5 protein-coding genes are annotated in these 3,563 nt (G+C 44.1%); all 5 read right to left on the bottom strand.

Translation table 11 applies throughout. The features are described 5' to 3' along the window. A partial coding sequence (locus WEIDD23_RS10905) for a terminase large subunit domain-containing protein (protein ID WP_242865517.1) occupies positions 1-952 on the bottom strand: 952 nt, incomplete at its 3' end. After that, the gene (locus tag WEIDD23_RS10900; RefSeq protein WP_082778342.1) at positions 945-1,751 is read right to left on the bottom strand and encodes a terminase small subunit; all 807 of its coding nucleotides are present in this window, start codon (positions 1,749-1,751) and stop codon (positions 945-947) included. The genes WEIDD23_RS10905 and WEIDD23_RS10900, both read right to left, overlap by 8 nt. A 181-nt stretch (positions 1,752-1,932) precedes the next feature. Then, positions 1,933-2,142 (bottom strand): crAss001_48 related protein, encoded by a 210-nt coding sequence (locus WEIDD23_RS10895; protein WP_062359004.1) that lies wholly within the window; start codon positions 2,140-2,142, stop codon positions 1,933-1,935. Between the two features lie 718 nt (positions 2,143-2,860). Then, on the bottom strand, positions 2,861-3,292 hold the full coding sequence (locus tag WEIDD23_RS10890) for an ArpU family phage packaging/lysis transcriptional regulator (protein WP_062359003.1): 432 nt from the start codon (positions 3,290-3,292) through the stop codon (positions 2,861-2,863). 86 nt (positions 3,293-3,378) lie between these two features. Beyond that, the coding region (locus WEIDD23_RS13780; protein WP_197458881.1) for a hypothetical protein at positions 3,379-3,563 on the bottom strand (185 nt) is incomplete at its 5' end.

The raw sequence follows: 3,563 nt of genomic DNA, 5'->3' as shown, positions 1-3,563 counted from the left end.
CTTCAATGACCTCTTTTGCTACACCAACCCAATAATCAATCTCTTGGTGTTGTTTGGCCACTTCCTTAACCAGGTAGTAGGTGTCTCCAACAACACCCCAAACTTGAATTACACCTGCGTGTTCATAACCCCAGTCAACGCCGCCGACATATCGGTCCATTGTGACTGGCAATTCACCCTCAGTGATAAAGTGCTTGTTTTCGTCAAAGTCAGCATAAACAGCCCCTTCACCAGACACCCAACGGCCATAAATTGCCCGATCATACAACATTCCACTTGGTGTAAGTGCCTTGATGTTATCTCTGGTCTTCTTACTCAATGCCGTGTTGTCGTCCAAAATGAACTGATTCTGAATGATTTGGCTGCGTTTCTTTTCTTCAGGTGTGTATCTCACACTGTCAGAATTGATTGCCTTATCAATGTAGTCGGTCTTAAGCCAGTGAGACGGAATGTCCGGGTTTGTATCAACCAGAACACGAGCCGAATCAATGGCTGAGATACGCTTCAATATTTCAGAGAACACTTCGGGGTTAGCCAATGACGCCTCGTTAATATAGGCCCCAAAAGCCGTCATACCACGAATAGACTGCAAACCACTAATTGAACCGTGATACGCCAAAACAATCTTCACGTCTCGAATGTACAAGTTATTGTACTTATCGGCAGTTGGATAGATGTTGAACACTTCACCAAGCGGCTGAATGATGTTGTTTTCAATCGTTTTAGCAGTGGCGCCAGACATGATGTACATAGGCGTCGATATTCCTTGCCTACTTGCAATCTTACGAACACGCTCAATCTCATATAAAAACATCAGATTATCAATGAACGTCTTACCAGCACGAACTCCGCCATGATTAATCATCATGTTCCAGTCGTCTCTAGCAAGAAAGCCAATGGTTTGAATTTGCTTCTTAGTTAGGAACATTGGGTTCTTCACTATTCTATCCATTCTCTTCATCCGCCTTTCTACGTTCTTCTTGAGCAATCGTTTCGATACCAGCAAGCAAACGATCAATTTGTTCATCTTGACGCTCTTGTTCAGCACCAGTTGTTTGAATGGCGTCTGCCTTAGCTTCTGACACAACCGCCTCAGCTTCGGCACGTCGAATTTGTGCATCAAGTAGTCGGTCATTGTCTGGATAACGCTTCAATATCTCTTTGATAGCTGACATACGAGTTCTAGGGTCAACCGGTCGGTCAACCGTTTCTGCACCAATTGGCGTACCAACAACCACTGTTTCTTCAACCAATCCAAAAGCAATCGCTGACAGTTCCTTTAAGGCTTCATCAGCCGTCATGATTTGCAGAGTTCGCATACCGTAGAGACGTTCGTTAATGTATCTCTTTATTTGAACGTTTTTCATCAGGCGATACCCAGCTTGTCCCGGTGAGTTATACCCAGCTTTTTCAGCAGCATTAGATGCATTGCCTGTTTCGATATACGCTTCAGCAAAGGTTTTCTGCATTTCAGTCAGGCCGTATTCATCTTGTAAATCAATAACACTCTCAGTAAAGGAGCGCTCTTTTTCAATCGGAGCGCTCCTTTTGGTTTTATTACCTTTTGGAGCGTTCCTTTTCGGTGGTGATTCGGTAGTTGTGAGTTGCTCCCAATTATCCTGTGACTTCCACTTTCTAACGGTGCTACTTGTTATACCGAGTTCATCAGCAATATCTTTCAGTGGGCGGTCCCTATCCGCCTCCCACAGCGACCTGGCTTCATCACGCTTAGGATTTCTCTGTCTTGCCACTCAACTCACCGCCTCTCACACGCCCTTATCAGTAACGTGCTACTTGCGTCCTTGGAGTACGTGGCTTAACTTCCTTGATGACTTTCACGTGTTTCTTCCTGGGCTTCTTCTCTTCATTCACTATTCGGCCAATAATGGCTGACTCTGCACGTCGATAACCTGGATCATGAACCATAGCCAATTACTCCGGATTTGCGACGATGTACTTCATACGTGTTTCCAACGCTTCGGCATACATCTTCATAGCCGCTACCTGGTCACTCAACAATTCCGTTGACTTATCATCAAGCGCCTTAATCAGCACCGTAGCCTCTGCACCTGCAATCTTTGTCTTTAGCTCAACGTATTCTTTCTTCAAGCTAGTGAGCACTTCTGCCGTTTCCTTACTCATAGTCTCTTCCTCCCAAAATATGTACTTGCAATGACAAAATAAAAACCAGCCGTCAGGTCTCACCCTGATAACTGGTTTCAAATGTTAGGCGTCGGCATATCCACGACCCTAACCCGGTATTGATTTTAGAAAGCAATTGTCCTTCGCTTTCTTTCTTGATATGTATTGATCAGCAACACATACAAGTCCTGATCCCGGTAATAACTATCAAAGTTTATCCTTAATAGTTTTGAGTATGTACACCAGACATAGCAGCTGGCATATCGTTTAAAACGAATACAACGGTAAACCTACGAACCGGAAGATTATCCTTTGTATTTATTTTTGCTATGTAACGGAATACACGGGGCTCGAACCCGCAACTGTGTTACCAGCAACGAGTTAGCAACTCGCCTGCTCTCCATTCGCATATATTCCATGATGTCCGTATCGCTTTGTGGAGCAACGGACTATTTAGTTTTAATAGTGACATTCGGAATCGAACCGAACGGCGCCCACCCAGCGCTGTACGAACAACCATTGTATTGTTTGTCACTTACCATATTCGAGGAGTAACTTCGTATGCCATTGATTGACCAACAAGTTAATCGAATGATAGGCGCCTGTTCCTGCATTTCCTAATCATTCGACTCTAACATAATACAACGGGGCGTGCGAAGCCTGTGCGACTTAAAAACGAACCAAATGCGAACCCGATGCGAAGCAAATGCGAACCAACTCAAAGTTCTAAATCGTCTGCGTAAAATACTCGAAAGTCGTGAACATCAGAGAATGCATCAGCGAAATATCGCAATGCCCGGCCAATGTACTTTTGTCCCGTCCTTGGTGTCATATTCATTAATTCAGAAATATCAATCCATTCCATATCGTCTATATAGCGATACTTGAAGAAATATTTCTCTGGCTCTGGCATTGCGTTAATTGCCTGCCTCACCTGTTCCATATATACCTTCGCTTGCATGTGGTTCGTGAGCTTCTCTTCAACTGAATTACCATTTTTTGGGCCACCAGGCATGTCACTAATCACCGGAGACTTTAGATCAACGTGATTGATGCGTGCCTGGGCTTTAATGTGCTTAAATTCAGATTCAAAGAAGTCGCGAACTGCTGCTTCAGTTGCCTTCTCGTTCAGCTTTCTCAAAAGTGCCATAACCAACCTGCCCCCGTATGCTAAAATGTTATCTGCTACGAAAACATAAGCGCTGGGCTCTATTAAGTTAGTGTCTGGCGTTTTTTCTATGCCTTAGAGAAGTTAGGTACATGGTTTGTCTTAGAACTCTTAAGCTGCCAACCGTGCATGTCAGCAACGTGCATCACCAAATTTTGTGTGGCTGACGCAGCATTTGATAACCGTGAGGCTGACCAATCAGGATGTGCCTTATGAAGTCGCTCAATCTTATCGATAGATACCTTCATAACAT

The sequence above is a fragment of the Weissella sp. DD23 genome (assembly GCF_001579105.1).
GTDB classification, from domain to species: Bacteria; Bacillota; Bacilli; order Lactobacillales; family Lactobacillaceae; genus Weissella; species Weissella cibaria.
This window is presented reverse-complemented; position numbering and strand designations above follow the sequence as displayed.

Excerpts from the sequence above, each read along its gene's own strand:
- WEIDD23_RS10895 (WP_062359004.1), bottom strand. The coding sequence starts at position 2,142 with ATGAGTAAGGAAACGGCAGAAGTGCTCACTAGCTTGAAGAAAGAATAC.
- WEIDD23_RS10890 (WP_062359003.1), bottom strand. The coding sequence starts at position 3,292 with ATGGCACTTTTGAGAAAGCTGAACGAGAAGGCAACTGAAGCAGCAGTT.